Origin of the sequence: Rhizobium sp. Root1334, assembly GCF_001426665.1 — a bacterium.
GTDB lineage: Bacteria > Pseudomonadota > Alphaproteobacteria > Rhizobiales > Rhizobiaceae > Pararhizobium.
In genome coordinates, this window is the sequence record NZ_LMEY01000027.1 from 205,528 (window position 1) to 220,981 (window position 15,454).

Annotated in this window: 18 protein-coding genes; 10 read left to right on the forward strand and 8 right to left on the reverse strand. The window is 60.3% G+C overall.

What is annotated here, in order from left to right; translation table 11 throughout:
* Positions 1-3 precede the first annotated feature (3 nt).
* On the forward strand, positions 4-993 hold the full coding sequence (locus tag ASD36_RS22915) for a tripartite tricarboxylate transporter substrate binding protein (RefSeq protein ID WP_060506505.1): 990 nt from the start codon (positions 4-6) through the stop codon (positions 991-993).
* Positions 994-1,040: 47 nt separating this feature from the next.
* Here ASD36_RS22915 and ASD36_RS22920 read toward each other — a convergent pair whose 3' ends face one another.
* The 7 genes from ASD36_RS22920 to ASD36_RS22950 form a co-directional block, all read right to left on the reverse strand.
* Positions 1,041-2,684, reverse strand: a complete 1,644-nt coding sequence (locus ASD36_RS22920) for an FAD-binding dehydrogenase (RefSeq protein ID WP_060506506.1) — start codon at positions 2,682-2,684, stop codon at positions 1,041-1,043.
* Between the two features lie 128 nt (positions 2,685-2,812).
* Entirely contained in the window at positions 2,813-3,844 is a 1,032-nt protein-coding gene (locus ASD36_RS22925; RefSeq protein WP_060506507.1) for a peptidoglycan -binding protein, read from the reverse strand.
* Complete coding sequence (locus tag ASD36_RS22930; RefSeq protein WP_060506508.1) at positions 3,844-4,947, reverse strand: MotA/TolQ/ExbB proton channel family protein; 1,104 nt, start codon at positions 4,945-4,947, stop codon at positions 3,844-3,846. Before ASD36_RS22930 ends, ASD36_RS22925 begins: the two co-directional genes overlap by 1 nt.
* 263 nt (positions 4,948-5,210) lie before the next feature.
* Positions 5,211-6,011 carry an inositol monophosphatase family protein gene (locus ASD36_RS22935; RefSeq protein ID WP_060506509.1) on the reverse strand — a complete coding sequence of 267 codons (801 nt, stop codon included), beginning with the start codon at positions 6,009-6,011 and terminating at the stop codon, positions 5,211-5,213.
* A gap of 70 nt (positions 6,012-6,081) precedes the next feature.
* The gene (efp, locus tag ASD36_RS22940; protein WP_037099974.1) at positions 6,082-6,645 is read right to left on the reverse strand and encodes an elongation factor P; all 564 of its coding nucleotides are present in this window, start codon (positions 6,643-6,645) and stop codon (positions 6,082-6,084) included.
* Positions 6,646-6,750: 105 nt separating this feature from the next.
* Positions 6,751-7,953, reverse strand: a complete 1,203-nt coding sequence (locus ASD36_RS22945) for a tetratricopeptide repeat protein (RefSeq protein ID WP_082512307.1) — start codon at positions 7,951-7,953, stop codon at positions 6,751-6,753.
* A gap of 9 nt (positions 7,954-7,962) precedes the next feature.
* Positions 7,963-8,616 carry a thiamine phosphate synthase gene (locus ASD36_RS22950; RefSeq protein ID WP_060506510.1) on the reverse strand — a complete coding sequence of 218 codons (654 nt, stop codon included), beginning with the start codon at positions 8,614-8,616 and terminating at the stop codon, positions 7,963-7,965.
* Between the two features lie 103 nt (positions 8,617-8,719).
* Between ASD36_RS22950 and ASD36_RS22955 the strand changes: the two genes are divergently transcribed.
* Both ASD36_RS22955 and ASD36_RS22960 read left to right on the forward strand, forming a co-directional pair.
* Positions 8,720-9,499 carry a sulfite exporter TauE/SafE family protein gene (locus tag ASD36_RS22955; RefSeq protein ID WP_060506511.1) on the forward strand — a complete coding sequence of 260 codons (780 nt, stop codon included), beginning with the start codon at positions 8,720-8,722 and terminating at the stop codon, positions 9,497-9,499.
* Between the two features lie 142 nt (positions 9,500-9,641).
* Positions 9,642-9,902, forward strand: coding sequence for a metalloregulator ArsR/SmtB family transcription factor (locus tag ASD36_RS22960; RefSeq protein ID WP_060506512.1), 261 nt, complete (start codon positions 9,642-9,644; stop codon positions 9,900-9,902).
* A 188-nt stretch (positions 9,903-10,090) separates the two neighbouring features.
* Here ASD36_RS22960 and ASD36_RS30350 read toward each other — a convergent pair whose 3' ends face one another.
* Complete coding sequence (locus tag ASD36_RS30350) at positions 10,091-10,264, reverse strand: DUF465 domain-containing protein (protein ID WP_037099985.1); 174 nt, start codon at positions 10,262-10,264, stop codon at positions 10,091-10,093.
* 178 nt (positions 10,265-10,442) lie between these two features.
* Here ASD36_RS30350 and ASD36_RS22965 point away from each other — a divergent pair, with 178 nt between their 5' ends.
* From ASD36_RS22965 to ASD36_RS22995, 7 genes are all read left to right on the forward strand, one after another.
* A complete protein-coding gene (locus tag ASD36_RS22965) occupies positions 10,443-10,646 on the forward strand; it encodes a YdcH family protein (RefSeq protein ID WP_037099988.1) in 204 nt (67 codons plus the stop codon).
* 115 nt (positions 10,647-10,761) lie between these two features.
* On the forward strand, positions 10,762-11,226 hold the full coding sequence (gene purE, locus ASD36_RS22970; RefSeq protein WP_060506513.1) for a 5-(carboxyamino)imidazole ribonucleotide mutase: 465 nt from the start codon (positions 10,762-10,764) through the stop codon (positions 11,224-11,226).
* A complete protein-coding gene (locus tag ASD36_RS22975; protein ID WP_060506514.1) occupies positions 11,223-12,272 on the forward strand; it encodes a 5-(carboxyamino)imidazole ribonucleotide synthase in 1,050 nt (349 codons plus the stop codon). The genes purE and ASD36_RS22975 overlap by 4 nt, the downstream gene beginning before the upstream one ends.
* 184 nt (positions 12,273-12,456) lie before the next feature.
* The gene (ykgO, locus tag ASD36_RS22980; RefSeq protein ID WP_034855034.1) at positions 12,457-12,582 is read left to right on the forward strand and encodes a type B 50S ribosomal protein L36; all 126 of its coding nucleotides are present in this window, start codon (positions 12,457-12,459) and stop codon (positions 12,580-12,582) included.
* Positions 12,583-12,757: 175 nt separating this feature from the next.
* Complete coding sequence (locus ASD36_RS22985) at positions 12,758-13,351, forward strand: hypothetical protein (protein WP_112834516.1); 594 nt, start codon at positions 12,758-12,760, stop codon at positions 13,349-13,351.
* Positions 13,352-13,470: 119 nt separating this feature from the next.
* Positions 13,471-14,469 (forward strand): alpha/beta hydrolase, encoded by a 999-nt coding sequence (locus tag ASD36_RS22990; protein ID WP_060506606.1) that lies wholly within the window; start codon positions 13,471-13,473, stop codon positions 14,467-14,469.
* An 86-nt stretch (positions 14,470-14,555) separates the two neighbouring features.
* Complete coding sequence (locus ASD36_RS22995) at positions 14,556-15,272, forward strand: hypothetical protein (RefSeq protein ID WP_060506516.1); 717 nt, start codon at positions 14,556-14,558, stop codon at positions 15,270-15,272.
* Positions 15,273-15,454 lie beyond the last annotated feature (182 nt).

Genomic DNA, 15,454 nt, shown 5'->3' on the forward strand with positions numbered 1-15,454 from the left:
TGAATGGCTTTGTCTTTGTTGAAGCGGCGGACGGCGCTTGGCCTTGCAATGGTGGCGGCATCGGCGCTTGCGCTTGGCACTGCGGCGCAAGCACAGGAATTCCCCGATCGTCCGGTAACCCTCGTGGTACCCTTTGCAGCCGGCGGCTCGACCGACGTGGTCGCTCGCATCATCGGTCAGAAAATGGCTGACGATCTTGGCCAGCAGGTCGTGGTTGAGAACGTCGCAGGCGCCGGCGGCAATCTCGGCGCCGACCGGGTGGCACGCGCCGAGGCCGATGGTTACACGATCCTGATGGGAACGGTCGCGACCCACGCGCTCAACCCGTTGATCCTGAAGACCAAGCCTTATGATCCGGAAAAGGATTTCGCCCCTGTCTCGCTGCTGGTGCTGGTCCCCAACGTGTTGGTGGTCAATCCGGAACTCCCCGCCAAGAATGTTGCGGAACTCGTCGCTCTGCTGAAGGCAGCCCCGGAGCAATATTCCTATGCCTCGTCCGGCAACGGCACGCCGCTGCATCTCTCCGGCGAATTGTTCAAGAAGATGGCCGATGTCAGCATGCAACATGTTCCCTACAAGGGATCAGGCCCGGCGTTGAATGACGTCATCGGCAATCAGGTGCCGATCATGTTCGATAATCTGCCGTCCTCCTCCGGCCATATCAAGTCCGGCACCCTGCGGGCGCTGGCCGTCACCACCAAGGAGCGCGCGCCGTCCTTCCCGGACGTGCCGACGATCGCCGAGACCATCCCCGGCTATGAGACCTATACGTGGAACGCTCTGTTTGCTCCGGCAGGGACGCCGAAGGAAGCCATCGACCGGCTGAATGCTGCGGCAAAGAAAGCTCTGGCCGACCCGACAGTGGCCGAGAAGATGAAAGAGTTCAGCGCCACGATCGTTGCCTCGACGCCGGAAGAACTCGCCACCCATGTAACGGCGGAACTGGCGAAATGGGGTCCGGTCGTCAAGGACGCCAACGTCCAGCTGGATTGATGCTGTTCCGCTCCCCGGTCAATCCGGGGAGCATTTCCCGCGTCCGCTTAGACGCCGACGCTGCGTCCGGCGATGCGGCCAGAAAACAGGCAGCCGCCAAGAAACGTGCCTTCCAGCGCATTATAGCCATGCATGCCGCCGCCGCCGAAACCGGCGACTTCACCGGCAGCATAGAACCCCGGAACCGGTTCACCCGACAGCTCCAGCACCCGGCCATTCAGGTCCGTCTGCAGGCCACCCAGCGTTTTCCGCGTCAGGATATTCAGCCGCACGGCGATCAGCGGCCCGGCCTTGGGATCGAGCAGCCGGTGCGGTTTGGCAGTCCGCATCAGCCTGTCGCCGAGATAGTTGCGCGCACCCCGGATGGCGGTAATCTGCGCGTCCTTGGAGAAGGTGTTATCAATCTCCCGGTCGCGCGCTTCAATCTGGCCGCGCAGATGGTCCAGCGACAGCCGCCCCTCGCCGCTCAGGGCATTCATCGCCTCGACCAGATCCTCCAGCCTGTCGCGAACAATAAAATCCTCGCCCTTGTCCATGAAAGCCTGCACGGGGTTCGGCGGATTCTTGCCGAGCCTTTTCAGGAGCAGCGGAATATCCTTGTTGGTCAGATCCGGGTTTTGCTCGGAACCGGATAGCGCGAACTCCTTCTTGATGATCGCCTTGGTCAGGATAAACCAGCTATAGTCGGCCCCGGTCCTGCGGATGGCTTTCAGTGTGCCGAGCGTATCGAAGCCCGGCATGGCGGGCGCTGCAAACCGGTTGCCATCGGCATCGCACCAGAACGAGGATGGCCCGGGCAGGATGCGAATGCCGTGGTTCGACCAGACCGGATCAAAGTTTTTCAAGCCCTCGGTGTAGTGCCACATGCGGTCCTTGTTGATCACCGATCCGCGCGCATGCTCGGCAATTTCGATCATCCGCCCATCGACATAATCCGGCACGCCGCTGACCATGAAGCTCGGCGGCGGACCCAACCGATCGACCGGCCATTGGCGGCGAACCATATCGTGATTGCCGCCGATGCCGCCGGACGAGACGACGACGGCGCCAGCCTCGAACCAGAACTCGTCAACCACCTCGCGCGAACTGCGCTGGCCGCGCGGCACGCCGTCATTTCTCAACACTGAACCGCGCGCACCGGTGACAGTGCCATTGCTCATGATCAATTCATCGACCTGATGACGGAAGCGAAAGCGAATGCGGCCCCGCGCCTCCAATGCCCGTGCCCGGGCGATGAACGGCGCCAGAACGCCCGGACCAGTCCCCCAGGTCACATGGAAGCGCGGCACCGAATTTCCGTGACCATTGGCCAATCCTCCGCCGCGCTCGGCCCAGCCGACCACCGGGAACCAGCGCATGCCCTGACTGTGCAGCCAGGACCGTTTTTCGTTCGCTGCAAAATCGAGATAGGCCTCCGCCCAGCGGCGCGGCCAATAGTCTTCGGGGCGGTCGAACTGCGCCGATCCCATCCAGTCCTGCCGCGCCAGATCGAGCGCGTCGTGGATGCGCATGCGGCGCTGCTCCGGGCTGTCGATAAACAGAAGGCCCCCGAGCGACCAGAACGCCTGCCCGCCGAGATTCTGTTCGCCTTCCTGATCAAGAACGATGACGCGCAGCCCGCGATCGGCAGCCTCCACGGCGGTCACCAGACCGGCAAGCCCCGCCCCGATCACCAGCACATCGCAATCCATCGGTATCCTCCTGCAACTTCACCCTTACCGGACATTACGCACACGTAAACGTCAGGGCAACGGGAACACGACCGGAAAATCCATGGCAAAGAATGATGGACCGCCGCGCCAAACCGCGGCGGCATCCGCTACTTCTCGGTGAGCTTCAACTCGATACGGCGGTTCTGTGACCGAGCTTCGGGCGTGTCGCCCTCGGCAATCGGCTGAAACTCGCCAAAGCCCGCAGCAACCAGCCGATCGGCCGGAACACCCTTGGAAATCAGGAATTTGACGACCGATGTCGCGCGCGCCGAGGAAAGCTCCCAGTTGTCGGCATAGCGCCCGGAGCCGGACAGCGGCACATTGTCGGTATGGCCATCGACGCGAAGCACCCAGTTGATCTCGGAGGGAATTTCCTTGGCGAGATCAAGCAGCGCTGAGGCAAGCTTGGCCATCTCCTCCTGTCCAGCGGGGTTCAACTCATTGCCGCCGGACGGAAACAGAACCTCCGACTGGAAGACGAAACGGTCGCCGACAATACGGATATTTTCGCGGTCGGAGAGGATTTCGCGCAGACGGCCGAAGAAATCGGAACGATAACGGTTGAGTTCCTGCACGCGCTGCGCCAGCGCCACGTTCAGGCGGCGGCCGAGATCGGCGATCTTTGTCTGCGAGGCATTGTCCTTGGCTTCTGAGGCCTGCAGCGCGCCTTCGATGGCAGCGATCTGACTGCGCAACGCGGCGATCTGCTGGTTCAGCAGGTCGATCTGGTTCATCGCCCTTGTGCTCACCTGCTTTTCAGCATCGAGCTTGCCCGTCAGGTCGCCAATCTGCTGGTTTGCGCTGTCGGAACTGCCTGCCCCCTGTTGCAGCAGCGCCTGCAGCCGCGAGCGCTCGCCCTCGGACGTCGCCAGCGAAGCCTGCAGATTGGCCAGTGAATCCTCAAGATCCTGCTTGCCGCCCTTTTCCAGCGCCAGAAGCTGGGTTAGTTCGTTGATCTGGCTGTTCAACCGGTTGAGCACATCATCCTTGCCGCTGATTTCGCGGCTGAGCAGAAACTGCCCGAGCACGAAGACGCAGAGCAGGAACATGATGGACAAGAGCAGCGTCGACAAAGCATCGACAAAACCAGGCCAGTAATCGACAGTCCTCTGGCTGCGGCCCTTACGCGCCAATGCCATCAGTCATTACCTCCGCCGTCTTCAACGCGGGCAAGCTTGGACGGTGCTCTGTCTGGATGCGCCGGGATCCTGTCTGCCTGGCCGATGCGGGCCGAGAGCTTGTCGAGCGTCTTGCGCATCGACTTGGCTTCCTCCTGCTGTGCCTCGATCCAGTCGCGCAGCATCTGCTGCTCGCCGCGCATATTCTTGACCAACCCTTGAATGCCCTCTGCAAGGCTGGCCATCGCAGCCGTCGTGCGCTGGTTCATGCCGCCATCCTGGTTCAGCCGGGCCAGTTGCTCGGTCAGTTGACGCAGTTCGTCCACCGGCGCAGCCGTCTGCCTGCCGGGCGCAACCATCTGATCGGAACTGACGTCCGTCACGGAGGACAGCCAGTTTTCAAGTTCGGTATAAAACCGGTTCTGCGCCCTACCCGCCTGCAGATCGAGAAAGCCAAGGATAAGAGAACCCGACAGACCGAAGAGCGATGTCGAAAATGCCGTACCCATGCCGGTCAAAGGTGCGGACAGGCCGGTCTTCAGTGCGGCCAGGACGTCTTCTGTACTTCCTGTTCCTGCATCCAGAGACTGGATGACGGTGTTGATCGAACCGATTGTGCCGAGCAGGCCCCAGAAGGTCCCGAGCAGGCCGAGGAAGACCAGAAGCCCGATCAGGTAGCGCGAGGTATCGCGCGATTCGTCCAGCCGGGTCGCAATCGAATCGAGGATGGAGCGCAGCGCGGTTGTCGAGATCGACATCGAATGGCGCTGGCCGATCAATGCCCGCATCGGCGCCAGAAGCACCGGATCGCGGCCCACCTTCTCGGCGCTGCCGGCTGCGCGGAACGAATTGAACCAGCGAACTTCCGGCCGCAGGCTGAAAACGTGATTGAAAACCAGCAGGATACCGATCAGGAGAACGCCGAAAATCAGACCATTCAAGCCGGGATTGCTGAGAAAAGCCGCCTGTGCCTGGCGAAACAGGATAGCCCCAAGGAAGCCCACAATGATCAGGAAGATCACCATGGTCCAGAAGAAGACCATCGGGCTCGACAGCTTGTTGGGATTATACCCCTCGTTCAAATCTCCGCCGGCATCCCATCCCGACAGTTCCAATTTCGCCATGGGGCTCTACTCTCCGGTTTGCCAGTGCTGCGGCCTTGCCATTATCCAACAGGTAGGGCGGCGCTGGGCGGAGACTACTGCATAATTCCTCAAATCGGAATCGATTTAAGGAAAAATTAGGCTGCAAATTTAAAGCACTACAGTGGCCTTCGCGCGTCACGAATGACGCGCGTTGCCGTGGCCGGACTTTTCGCCAAGCCGAAAGGGAACAACGGGCAACATCAACGGGACGAAAACAGCCGCCCGCTCAGGTTATTGCTGGCTTACTTGCCCGGAATGGGGCGGTGCAGCACATCGTGCAGCGCCTTGCGGATATATTCGTTGCCCGCAACGATCGAGCCATCATCCATCGGCTTGTTGCCGCCGTCGATATCGGCGACCCAGCCGCCGGCTTCACGAATCAACAGGATGCCCGCGGCCAGATCCCACGGCATCAGGCCGCGTTCCCAGAAACCATCGAACCGGCCAGCCGCGACGTAAGCGAGGTCAAGCGCAGCGGCTCCCATGCGGCGCACGCCGGCAACTTCGCCCATGACATGGCGCAGCTCGACCAGATAGGTGCCGTGATTGGCCACGCCCAGATGCGGGGTGCCGGTGCCGATGACGGCATCCGAGAGGTTCTTGCGGGCGGAAACGCGCAGACGGCGGTCGTTGAGGAAGGCTCCGCCGCCACGTTCAGCCGTGTAAAGTTCGTCGGTCGCCGGATTGAGGACGACAGCCGCGACAACTTCCCCCTGGCGCTCCAATGCCACCGAAATGGCGAAATGCGGAATGCCGTGCAGGAAATTGGTCGTTCCATCCAGCGGATCGACGATCCAGCGATGCGCGCCATCGGTGCCGGCGATTTCTTCGCTTTCCTCGCCGAGGAAACCATAGGTCGGGCGAGCCTTCAAAAGCTCTTCGCGGAGCAGCTTTTCCGCCTTGCGGTCGGCCTGCGAAACGTAATCGCCTGGGCCTTTCAGCGAGACCTGCAGGTTCTGCACTTCGCCGAAATCGCGCGCCAGGGACTTGCCGGCCTTGAACGCGGCCTGAACCATGACATTGAGAAGAGCTGAGCGTGCCATTTTGGCTTTCCTTCGAAACAGAAAACCGGCCGCAGGAACGGCCGGAAAAATTCAGATATGCCGCTGCGGATCAGTCCGCGCGGCGGAGATAGGTAATTTCATTGGTATCGACCAGAATGCGCTCTCCGGTCTCGACGAACGGCGGAACCATGACGCGAACGCCATTTTCCATGATCGCCGGCTTGTAGGAGGACGCCGCCGTCTGTCCCTTCACCACCGGATCCGCTTCCGCGATCGTCAGGACCACCTGGTCCGGCAGCGAGATACCGATCGGCTTCTCGTCGTAAAGCTTCACCGTCACCATCATGCCGTCCTGCAGGAAGGTGGCGCGATCGCCGACAAAATCCTTCTGCAATTCCAGCTGTTCATAGCTCTCATTGTCCATGAACACCAGCGCATCACCCTGCTCATAGAGGAACTGGAAGTCTTTCAGTTCAAGAGTGACCAGTTCAACGGTTTCCGACGAGCGAAAACGCTCGTTGAGCTTGGTGCCATCGATCAGGTTCTTCAGTTCCACCTGATTGAAAGCGCCACCCTTGCCGGGCTTGACGGTGTTGCACTTCACGGCAGCCCAGAGGCCACCATTGTGCTCGACCACGCTGCCGGGGCGAATTTCATTACCATTGATTTTCATGGGGAGCATTCCCTAAAGAACTGAAAGCCGCCCCTACGGCCAGCCAATCCGGCGCTTCAAGACCACAAAACCCCCGAAAGTTCAAGTCTTGGCGCAAAAACAGGATCAGGACGACCGGTATTTGTTGGCAGCGCTCAGCGCCGCCTTCTGCTGCTCGTCCGTGAGCCCCAGGTAGAAATCCTCAAGAGCAGCGTCTTTCAACCCTGCCCGGCGCGACAAGACATACCATTTCGCAGCCTCGACCGGGTTGGGCCGCGTGCCGATCGCATTGATATAGAGATGCGACAGCTTGTTCTGCGCCACGACGTTGCCGCCTCCGGCGGCGCGCGACATCCACTTGAAGCCTTCCTCGAGGTTGCGGTCGCCGCCGATGCCATCGACCATCCAGATGGCAAGATCGAGCTGGGCGGTATCGAACCCGGCCTTCGCGGCCCTGAGCAACCAGTCGCGTGCCGTCGCCCGCTTGTTGTCATCGATGCCATCGACATTGAGATAGATCTGCGACAGCGCATATTGCGCATCGGCAATGCCCTGTTCGGCCGACTTCTCATAATACGGTAACGCGGCCTTCAGGCCCTTTTCGCCGGGCATGTCGGCGACAAGCAACTGGCCATAGTTGAACTGTGCCGAAGAATTGCCGAGATCGGCCGCCTTCTTCATCAGCTCTTCCGACCTCTTCTTGTCGCGCGTCACATCGCGGCCTTCCATCAACAGCAGCGCGTATTTGAACATCGCCGCCGGATCGCCGGAGTTAGCCGCCTGGCCATACCAGAACGCCGCGTCCTTTTTGTTGCGGGCAACGCCGAGCCCTTGCGAGAAAATTTCCGCGACCAACGTCTGCGCCGCCGCATCGCCAAGCTGGGCGCGCGGCAGAGCCATTTCCATCGCCGTCAGGTAATAGCCGCGCTGGAAGGCGCCATAGGCATCGTCGGCCTTGCCCTCGAACGGCTTTTCCTGCGGCAGGGCCGGCAGTTCGGCGCCCATCCGCTCCAGCACGTTGACACCGGAAGAAGGCTCAAGCTTTTGCGCATCGTCCTTTTTCGCCGCATCATCGGCCTTTTTGGCTTCCTCGGGAGATTGCAAGGCGGGGATTTCGCCCTCCGGCAACGCAGCCCCATTGAACGGCGTGATGCGGCCGCGCTTGGCAACCACACCCTCGTCATTTTCGTCTTGCGCGACAACAGGCGCAGCATCGTTGACACCCGGCAGCGCGTCGTCGGCACGAAGGCCGGACGGCGCAGCCAGAAGGGCAACTCCCAGCAAAAAGAGAGGAATTCGGCGCAGCGATGGAGAACGACGGATCAACATGCAAATGTCTTAAGCTTCAAACCGTGGCGCTTTTTCGTCAAGAAGCGCATTGACGCTTGCAACGATGGCCCGGGCCTGTTCGGGCGCCGCAAACACGGCCAGCCGCAAGGCGACGAATTCGGCGCCGCTTTCGGCAACGGCCAGCACCGATTCCGGATCCGTGCCGCCCATGACGATGCAGGGAATTTCGATCATCGAGGCCCACCATTCGGCCAGCGCCACATTCTTCGGATGCGCTTCCGGCTTGATATCGCCATCGATCTTGCCGAAGAACACATAGTCTGGGCGAATTTCACCCATTTCCAGTGCATGGTGCCGATCGGCGGCATTACCGCCGCCGACGATCAGCTTGGGTGTGAATTTTTCCACTGTCTCCGCCAGTTCCGCGGCATTGCCTGTCACATGCAGGCCGTCAGCCTTGGCACGGCCAGCAACGCGTGTATCGCCCGCAATCAACGCTGCCGCGCCCGCTTTCTGGATGACAGGAACCAGCACTTCGGCGTGCTTCTGGAACGTATGATCGTCCAGGCCGTATTGTGGCACGATCACGGAGCCGACATCGCCACCGCGCAGCGCATCGCCCAAAATGTGCGCCCGGCTGTCGATATCGGCGATATCCGGCACGATGAGGACGAGGCGGCAGCGATTATCTGTATTGCTCATAATATCTCTATTCCCGGTGAAATACGCACCCGCGCGTCACCCCTACTCGATTTCAATCTGCAAAAGCGATAGACCCTAGCGGCAAAAGGATCAACCGATACCCATGCTTCCTGATTTCCAATTCTATGCCATTGCCATTCCCGCAGTGCTGCTCGTCGGCTTCAGCAAGGGCGGCATGGGAGAAGCACTTTCGCTGATGGGCGTGCCGCTTCTATCGCTGGCCGTCTCGCCGGTACAGGCGGCGGCACTTCTTTTGCCGATCCTGATTGCCATGGACCTGGTAGCGCTCTGGACATGGCGAAAGCATGGCGACATGACGACGCTCAAGATCCTCCTGCCGGGCGCCCTCGTCGGCATCGTCATCGGCTGGGCCACAGCCGCGTATGTTCCGCGCGATGCGCTCAGGCTGATCATCGGGGTGATTACCGTTCTTTTCGTCTTGCGCTACGTCTACAATCTCTGGCGCGCGCGACGCGGCATCATCACGCCCGCCAAGCCGCAAAGACCGGTTCAGGCTACGTTTTTTGGCGGCCTCGCCGGTTACGGCAGCTTCGTCGCCCATGCAGGCGGCCCACCGTTCCAGATCTACACCCTGCCGCTGAAACTGCCGCCGCGCGTGTATACCGGCACGATCGTCCGGTTCTTTGCCATCCTCAACGCCGTCAAGCTCATTCCCTATTTCGCGCTCGGGCAGCTCGATCTCAGCAATCTGACCACGTCGCTGACGCTGTTTCCGCTGGCCATGCTGGCCACCATGGCGGGCGCCTGGGTTGTCCGGCGGATGCAGCCGCAGGTATTTTATCCGTTCATGTACACGATGGCATTTCTGGCCGGCTCCAAGCTCGTCTACGACGGAATTATCGCGCTTGTTGCAGGGTCCTGAACGCCCGGCGGCACCGGCCCCGGCATGTCGGAGGCAACTGCCCGGGTTCGGCACGCGGCGATTGCATACCGCAAGGCAAAATTTCTCTACCGCACCGCACAATTTACTTGCCGGGCGTCCTGATTTCTCCTAGCTTTTGCTTATGTCACAGGCTGATCCCTTCGATGCGATCTCGGACCCCAACCGGCGGTATCTGCTGGAGGAATTGCGGCGCGCGCCGCGGACCGTGAACGAATTGGCCGAAGGATTGCCGATCAGCCGCCCCGCCGTATCGCAGCATCTGAAGGCACTTTTGGATTCAAATCTGGTTTCCGTATCGGCCAGCGGTACGAAGCGGATTTATGCGATCAACAAGCCGGGCTTTGACCGGGTCAATCTCTGGCTGGATCAGTTCTGGTCGTGAGAGGTTTCGGCCGCCAAAGGCCAGTCATCGGGAAACTCAATACTTGCGGGCTTTTGGGGAACGTCATGTCCGCATCAACAAGTCCACGTATCAACAGCGCTTGAAGCCGGTCCTCAAAGTTGGCTTTCCGGGGTTCAACATATGCGCTGGAACAAGAGTCTCCCGATGAATGAGATTGCTAAATATAATCAGTGAGTTGAAGAACGAATCTTCTCAATTTCGTCCTTCAAGCGCAGCTTCCGACGCTTGATGTCAGCAATGTGCTGATCCTGGACAGACGGCTGTGTCAGGGCCGAATGGAGCTCCTGCTCCAAAACACCATGTTTTTTCTCAAGCGTTGCAAGATGAGCCTCAATGGTCATGTGGCAGTCCCTTCCTTTTGCTTGCACCCGATCGGTAGATGCCGGGTGTTCCACGTATTAACCGAGATAGTGTGCCATGCTATTTTTCATTTGTCGAAGGCGAAATCGTGGCGAAGGATAACTTCCCGTTACCAACAATTCTGTGCTAGAGCGACGCTCGATTTATGGGGAACATTGCATGCCAGATCAGGATCAGGCCGAACTCAGACTGAGCGTAGCGCGGCTGAGGCAGGAACATGAGGATTATGATGTTGCTATCAACGCCATGATCCAGACGGGCTGTGATGCCCTGCGCATCCAGCGGATGAAGAAGAAGAAACTGGTCATCAAGGACAAGATCACCAAGATCGAAGACCTGATCATTCCTGATATCATCGCGTAAAGCCGTGCGTGTCCGGCCAGGATACGCTGCAAACGCTCCGGCCAGACCTTCGGCCCTGTAACAAAGCGGAACGAACAACGTGACGAAAGCTGCAACTCCGCCCGTCGCCATTATCATGGGCAGCCAGTCCGACTGGGAAACCATGAAGAATGCCGCCGACACGCTTGACGCCCTCGACATCGCCTATGATGCCCGCATCGTTTCGGCACATCGCACGGTCGACAGGCTGATCAACTTCGCCAGAGGCGCGCGCGACGAAGGCTTCAAGGTCATCATCGCCGGCGCCGGCGGTGCTGCCCACCTGCCCGGCATGACCGCAGCAATGACGCCCCTTCCCGTCTTCGGCGTTCCCGTCCAGTCCAAGGCGCTTTCCGGCCAGGACAGCCTGCTCTCCATCGTCCAGATGCCGGCCGGCATTCCCGTCGGCACACTGGCGATCGGCCGCGCCGGCGCCGTCAATGCCGCCCTTCTTGCCGCCGCGGTTCTGGCGCTGAGCGACCCCGACCTTGCCGACCGGCTGGATGACTGGCGCGAACAACAGAGCGCTTCCGTCGCCGAATACCCTGTGGACCAGGCATGAAGACGGTCGGCATCATCGGCGGCGGCCAGCTCGGCCGCATGCTGGCCATGGCCGCGGCCCGGCTGAATTTCCGCACCATCATTCTGGAGCCCCAGATCGACTGTCCGGCCGCGCAGGTCGCCAATGGCCAGATTGTCGCGGCCTATGACGACCCGGCAGCACTGAAACAGCTGGCAGCTGAATGTAACGTCGTCACCTACGAATTCGAGAACGTTCCCGTCGGCGCCGCCGAAATGCTGGCGCAGACGCTTCCGGTCTATCCGCCGCCGAAGGCTCTGGCCGTTTCCCAGGACCGTGTCAGCGAAAAACAGTTCCTCAATGGTTGCGGCATCGAGACCGCCCGATTCCACGCCATCGACAGCCAGGAACAGCTCGAGCAGGCGCTCGCCGATTTCTCCGGCCAGGGCGTCCTCAAAACCCGCCGTCTCGGTTATGACGGCAAGGGCCAGCGTGTCTTTAAGGGCGCCAGCGACGACGCCACGGGCGCTTACGCCGCACTGGGCGACGTTCCAATGATTCTGGAGAGCTTCGTTGCGTTCCAGCGGGAAATCTCGATCATCGCCGCCCGCGGCACCGATGGCACCATCGCCTGCTACGACCCGGCCGAAAACATCCACCGCAACGGCATTCTGCATACATCGACCGTTCCTGCCTCGATCAACGAGACAACGGCAGAGGCTGCCCGCCTTGCAGCCGCGGCTATCCTCACCGCCCTCGGTTATGTCGGCGTCATCGGCGTCGAGTTCTTCGTGCTGGCGGATGGCAGCCTGATCGTCAACGAGATTGCCCCACGCGTTCACAATTCCGGCCATTGGACGGAGGCTGCCTGCGTGGTTTCGCAGTTCGAGCAACATATCCGTGCAGTCACCGGGCTGGCCCTGTCGGACGGCGCCCGCCACTCCGATTGCGTGATGCAGAATCTGATCGGTGACGATATCAACGACCTGCCGGCCTGGCTTGCCAAGCCCAACACACTCGTCCACCTCTATGGCAAGACAGAGGCGCGGCCGGGGCGCAAGATGGGGCACGTCACCTGGCTTGCCTGAGGGTTTAACCCACAGAAAAGCCGCCAACCGCTGCGAAAACAGGCTCTCTGCGGTTGACACTTTTACGATGCCGGGTTATTTGCCTGCCACCCTAAGAGCGCGCTCGGCCTTAACGGTCTGCAAGCGCGCTTTTGATTGTTAAAGACCGGCGCACTCAAAACCGCCGAAACTGCGGATCAGAAAAATGAAGATCAAAAATTCGCTTAAGTCGCTGAAGGCCCGTCACCGCGAAAACCGTCTGGTTCGCCGCAAGGGTCGCGTCTACATCATCAACAAGCTGAACCCGCGCTTCAAGGCCCGTCAGGGCTGATCCATCGTGCGCGCCGGAAGTTTGTGCTTTCGGAACGGCCACGCATGGATTGAGTGCGCTCGGGTACGCTTGCTTTCAACAAAGTTGGCGTCCCAGGCGGTTCATCAGTTTGATGTCTCAAATTTGATTTGATCTTCGGCCATGGCGGACTACCTTATCTGCCATGGTTAAACTCATGTCTTCATTTTTGATTCTCGGTAGCATTCTGGCGGCAACAGCCACCAGTCCCCTGCCCGCCTTTGCAGCTGACGCGGCACAGGCCTCGGTGACGTCTGAACTGGCGACACCCAAGCAGCGGATCGACACCCTTTTTGCAGAACTGAAGCGGGAACGCGATCAGGACAAGGCGCGCGAGATTTCCAACCGGATTCGCGTGGAGTGGCAGGATTCCGGCAGCGCCACCATCAACCTCCTGATGCAATGGGCTTCCAAAGCCGTCGAAACCAACCGGCAGGCAACGGCGCTGGATATTTTCGACCAGGTCATTACCCTCTCTCCGAACTATGTCGAAGGCTGGAACCAGCGGGCTACGCTGCATTACCAGATGGGCAATTACCGTAAGTCGATGTCCGACATCAATCGGGTTCTGGCAATCGAACCTCGTCATTTCGGCGCGCTGGCCGGCATGGCCGCCATCCTGACATCGTCCGGACAGGATGAACTGGCGCTGCGTGCCTGGGAACAGTTCCTCGATATCTACCCGGCCGACCGCAAGGCGCAGGAACAGCTTGGCGAACTGGAAGAAAAACTTGCCGGCAACCGCACATAATTCCGCCCGCCCAGCGAAACCGTAGCGCCCCCTTCCTCGTATCGGACAATAACCGGCCCATCCTGCCGATTGGCCAGCACGCGGAAGAGTGATTGATGAATTTCGTCTTCAGGAAAGTCATGCTGTTCATCGCATCCCTGTTCCTAGCCGCCCTCGCCACCGGGTTCGGCTTCAGTTCCTATCAGGCTTCAGCCTTCGAACGCGATAATCCGAATACCGGCGAGCGTATCGATGTCGGCGGCTACCGGATGAACAGCGTCTACATACCGCGCCCGAAAAACGCGGATTTGCCCACCCTCGTGTTCATCCATGGGGCAAGCGCCAATCTGCGCGACCCGATGGTCGCGTTCCGCAGCAAGCTGGAAGGTCGCGCCGGCATGCTGTTTCTCGATCGCCCTGGCCTCGGCTTTTCCGACCGCGGCGGGCCACAGAACGCCCATCCCGATGGTCAGGCCGATGCCATCGCTGCCCTGATGAAAAAGCGCGGCATCAAGAAGGCCATCATCGTCAGCCATTCCTTCGGCGGCGCGATTGCCGCGACCTTTGCCTTGAACCACAAGGACATGGTGGCGGGCCTTCTGTTTCTATCCCCGGCGACTCACCCGTGGCCCGGCGGTATCGAATGGTATTACAACGTCACTAGAACGCCGGTGCTCGGCTGGCTGTTCGCCACCCTCGTAGCGCCCCCAATCGGTCTTGCTTCGATCGACAAGGCGACCAAATATGTCTTTGCACCCAATCCGCGTCCCGACAGCTACATCAAGGATACCGCCGCCTATCTGGCAATCAGACCGGCCGCCTTTCGCAACAATGCCATCGATGTCGCCAATCTGCTGGAGTACGTGAAGCGGGTTTCGCCACGCTACAAGGAAATCAAGGCCCCAACCGTGATCATCACTGGCGATGCCGACCGTGTCGTCCTGCCCGAAATCCACTCCCGGCAACTGCACGCGGACATCGCCGGCTCGACACTGCTGCGTATCCACAATCTCGGCCACAAGCCGGACTACATCGTCACGGACCTGGCGATCGCCGCGATCGAATCCCTGGCGGGCAAGAAGCGTGACCTGAACGCACTCGCCACACAGGCAGAGGCCAGGATTACCGTGGTAAACTAGCTTCCTTTCAGCAACTTACCGCTTACGCGAAAGCCCCATGCAAGTTGCCGATTGCAACGTGCGGCCTCAATCTGGAGGTCAATCTTATGCAGATCGGCGGCATTGCCACAACCTATCCCCTTCGAAATACGACAGCAGCGGCAAACGCCACGTCGGTCGGGGTGACGGCCGATGCTCAAAGCCCGCGGGACCGGGCACTTGAGATGCTGAAAGACACGGCCGAAACGGATGCGGCCGACATAAAGGCGCGGGCCAAGCAAAGGCTGGAGGACGCCAAGAAGCAGCTGGAATTTCTGCGCCGCTGGAATTTCGATCCGGAAGTCCTGGCCCGGCAGGCGGGCCATCTGGCCCGCGAAGTCGGCGCTGCAGCCAAGGACTTTGCATCCGCTGTTTCCGGCAATTCCGCCGGGGGAGCGGCTACGGCCAACACGACAGAAGCAGCGGTAGGACTGAAAGCACAGCCTGAAACGGCAGAGACGGACGGTGACGGCGTATCCTTTGCCCAGAAGGCCTACCAGGACACGATGAAGGACGCCACGGAGCAGAAGACCACCTCGGCCGCCGATCGTAAGACGCTTGAGGAATTCAAGGCGGCGGCGCAGGAGATCAAGGCTTTGCTGGAAGAAGCCGTGAGCCGCATGCGTGAGCAGAAGAATGCTGATCAGAATGCCATAAGCGAAGCGCAAAAATCCGGCGCACACCTGGACCAGGCCATTCAGGGATTGAGCGCCGCACTCGGCGGCGGCTCGGCGGCCGGAACACCGGGCATGGTGGTCGCGATCCCCGCCAGCATCACCATCTGAGCCGATAGTCCAAGGAAAGCCATCGGCTTGCTTCCCGGCAGCTGAACCGCATGGGGAAGACTTGCTTTTATAAAAGCCGGTTTTCGCCGAAGGCAAGACAGACCCTGATCCGCTCGTTCCGCGAGGCGTTCCCACCGCCCGACTGGAGGGCGAGAATGCGTGCTTTGCACCATCAGGATATG